This window comes from Acidovorax sp. LjRoot204 (assembly GCF_056175785.1).
This window is the reverse complement of the sequence record NZ_JBGFFF010000277.1, coordinates 1-3,053: the sequence shown is the minus strand read 5'-3', so window position 1 is coordinate 3,053 and position 3,053 is coordinate 1. Positions and strand designations below refer to the sequence as shown.

The window sequence follows — 3,053 nt, the reverse complement described above, 5'->3', positions numbered from 1 at the left end:
CTTGTACCTTTTCTGACTATTCTGGATTGCAAGCCTTTGAGGGGGCCAGCGGCTGATTCGCGGACACTGCCAGAGCTGGCAAGTGAGTTAGTTTCGCCAGCCGTTAGCTGCGCCTCCTCGCATAACGGCACAGCTATATAAAACTGATATCCATCATCCAGAACACAGCATGAAATGAAAGCAGGCATTCGATATGACTCAAATCTCATTCGAGACATGCTCGAAGACCACCGGACCTTGCTTGCAATCTATGGAAGCCTTGTTAAATCAATAGAAGCAAGGGATGAATTAGCCTTTTATGTCAAACTTGGCGAATTCAAGTCTATATTGGTAGCGCATCTGCTAAAAGAGGCTGTCAAACTGTATATATATTTGAGACAAAGTCTGAAAGACGATGAAAATGCATATCAACTAGTCACGACCTATAAAAGCGAGATGGATGGCATAAGCCGGGTCGTCATGAAATTCGTCGATGATTACTCTGAAAAGTCACTTATTGGCGTGGACTATGCCCAGCTTTCCATTCGAATAAAAGAAATAGGCTGGCTACTGGGAGATCGAATCCGACGAGAGGAATCGGAGCTCTACCCTCTGTATCACGATCTCTACGACTAAATTCTCGACGGTCAGGCGTCGTCTGCGTTTTCTATACGCTGCAGAATGGGTTCGCCGGAGCCCATGCCTCACGTGAGAACTCACCTCCAGGTGGCCTGTGTCAGGACACTGGCTTGGCCCAGCCCAGGCGAATGGTGGAATTCCATACCAATGGTGCGCAGGACGGAAGCTTGTACGACGAACAAGACAGCCGGGAAGCTATCACTCGCGTGAGTGCTGCAGACAGGTGGCCCGATGCCGTCGAGGCCACGCGCAATCTGTCGCTCTTCTATGAAGATCGCGCCCGTTGGAGCGAAGTCCAGCCCTACATGCAGTGCTTGTTCGAACTGGCGCCCGAGCGCAATGACTCATCACCGGGAGAACAGTACCGCCGCCGCTGAGTGTCTGGTGGGGCGGACCTACCCACCGTTCCCGCTTACTGCGGATTGAGTAGTGCCAGCGCCTTGCGCTTGCTCAGTTTGAGCACTTCAGAAATGCGCTCTAGCTGCGCGGCCCGGGGGTGAACGTGGCCTGTCTCCCACTTGTAGACGGACAGCGAGGACGCACCCAACAGTTGGGCCATCTGTTTCTGTGTGATAGCGAGCGCCGCGCGTTTGTCGATCAACAACTGAGCATCGAACTGGATCTGCTTTGACTTCTTGGGAGTGGCAGTTTCAGCGATCACCTTGGCTTTGGGTGCATCCGTTGCTTTGACCTGCCGTTGAGTCGCTCTGAGCTGGGAGGTCAGAGCCTTGACGTCACGCTTCAGTGCCGCGATCTCGGAGCGATGGCTGGTGATCGCCTTGCGCATGCTCTGGAGTTCAGGCTTGAGCTCCTTGCGCGCCATGCGAACAACTTCAGCGCGAAAGGCATTTGAAAATGTATTCATACGCCCGATGGTAACTTTGACCACTTAACGCGCACTTAGGGGCTGGTGCACAGCCGGTGTCGCAATCCTTCTTCGTATCCGCAAAAAAACAAAACCGCCAAAGGCAAGAGCCCGTGGCGGTTTGCTTCGGGTGCGTCCGAAAGCGCTGTACTTACTTCCCAGCCTTGTCCGCCTTGCGCTTGGCAGCCTTGGGATCGACCACAGCCTTGAACTTCGCACCCGCCACAAACTTCGGCACAGTGCTCGCAGGGATCTTCAATGCAGCACCGGTCGATGGGTTCTTGCCCGTGCGTGCCGCACGCTTGGCCGACTTGAAGGTCCCAAAACCCACCAGCTGCACGGCATCGCCTTTCTTGACGGCGGTCTGGATGGTGTCGATAAGCGTTTCCAGCACCGCATTGGCTGCGGCCTTGGACAGGTCATTCTTGGAAGCCAGGATTTCAACGAGTTCTGCGCGGTTCATGGATGCTCACGTGTAGAAGTTGGAAAGGATCGATTTATACCGCCGCCGCTGACACGGTCCTTGCTGCGACTCAATGTTGCAGTGCACTTCTTGGCAAAAACTCCACGCCCGTGCGTTTGACCAGCTCCTGATAGCTGATTGGCCGCCCCACCGTCTCCCCCTCCCGGTTCTCCTGCCAATGCGCCCAGGCCCTCTGGGTGGTGGCGTCGTACACCAGCTTGTACAGATAGGTCGGCACCTTCACCCCGTTGGCCCCAATGCGTGGCCCCGCATCTGTGAACACTGGCCCCGTGATCACAAACACATCGCCCTTGGCCCGCTTCACATAGTGCCGCGTGTCCTGCTCGATCTTGTTCCASGCRCCYCCGTTGTGCTGTGCATTCTGCGGAACCATGTTCGCTAAACTGAAGCTCTGCGCCATGGCCGTTGACGTGGGCATATCTCCAGCAGGCGCCATGTGCCCCCGGCTGTAACCTGAGTTCTTGTAGTCCTCCAGTTCGGCTCGTTCGCCACTGGGCAAACGCGCATCTGCAAAGAACCGCTTAGCCCTCTTCTCGTCAGCATCCTCGATGAGCTTGCGGTTCAATCGCTGGGCCACGAACACTGGCGTCTTGGTCGTCCCGGAGTGCAGCACCGCAAACGCTTCATAGCAAAGCTCCCGCAATTGCGGCCGGGGCGCGATGGTTGGCGGTGCTCCATTCGCAAAGAACTGCGGGCACTGTGCAAAGGAGGTGGGTTCTGGAGTGAGCAGCGCCGCACTGTCGAACTGCGGAAACCGCGCCCAGGAAAGATTCGGCAGAGCAACGCCCGTGAGGCACAGTGTCAGCACAGCCGCCAGGCGCACACGACCTGGCCAAAAGAACAAACGATTCACAGAAGGGACGAGCAAGTGGRATAACAGGAGCCCGATTGGAGCACCGTTCGTTGCTCGCTTGTGAGCCGGATGCCCAGACCTCGCAGGGTTTCCCAGCTATCCCAGCTATCCCAGCTATCCCAGCTATCCCAGCTATCCCAGCTATCCCAGCTATCCCAGCTATCCCAGCTATCCCAGCTATCCCAGCTATCCCAGCTATCCCAGCTATCCCAGCTATCCCAGCTATCCCAGCT

5 protein-coding genes are annotated in these 3,053 nt (G+C 56.1%); 2 read left to right on the top strand and 3 right to left on the bottom strand.

Annotated features, from left to right (window positions below; translation table 11 throughout):
* Positions 1–174: 174 nt before the first annotated feature.
* Both AC04MI_RS24360 and AC04MI_RS24355 read left to right on the top strand, forming a co-directional pair.
* Positions 175–615, top strand: coding sequence for a hemerythrin domain-containing protein (locus AC04MI_RS24360; RefSeq protein ID WP_476498946.1), 441 nt, complete (start codon positions 175–177; stop codon positions 613–615).
* 170 nt (positions 616–785) lie between these two features.
* The gene (locus AC04MI_RS24355; RefSeq protein ID WP_476498945.1) at positions 786–995 is read left to right on the top strand and encodes a hypothetical protein; all 210 of its coding nucleotides are present in this window, start codon (positions 786–788) and stop codon (positions 993–995) included.
* A gap of 35 nt (positions 996–1,030) precedes the next feature.
* Here the strand turns inward: AC04MI_RS24355 and AC04MI_RS24350 are convergent, their stop codons facing one another.
* The 3 genes from AC04MI_RS24350 to AC04MI_RS24340 form a co-directional block, all read right to left on the bottom strand.
* Positions 1,031–1,507 (bottom strand): helix-turn-helix domain-containing protein, encoded by a 477-nt coding sequence (locus AC04MI_RS24350; protein ID WP_476498944.1) that lies wholly within the window; start codon positions 1,505–1,507, stop codon positions 1,031–1,033.
* A gap of 127 nt (positions 1,508–1,634) precedes the next feature.
* A complete protein-coding gene (locus AC04MI_RS24345) occupies positions 1,635–1,946 on the bottom strand; it encodes an HU family DNA-binding protein (RefSeq protein ID WP_066786901.1) in 312 nt (103 codons plus the stop codon).
* A 70-nt stretch (positions 1,947–2,016) separates the two neighbouring features.
* The gene (locus AC04MI_RS24340) at positions 2,017–2,820 is read right to left on the bottom strand and encodes a DNA/RNA non-specific endonuclease (protein WP_476498943.1); all 804 of its coding nucleotides are present in this window, start codon (positions 2,818–2,820) and stop codon (positions 2,017–2,019) included.
* Positions 2,821–3,053 lie beyond the last annotated feature (233 nt).

Excerpts from the sequence above, each read along its gene's own strand:
- AC04MI_RS24345 (WP_066786901.1), bottom strand. The coding sequence starts at position 1,946 with ATGAACCGCGCAGAACTCGTTGAAATCCTGGCTTCCAAGAATGACCTG.
- AC04MI_RS24360 (WP_476498946.1), top strand. The coding sequence starts at position 175 with ATGAAAGCAGGCATTCGATATGACTCAAATCTCATTCGAGACATGCTC.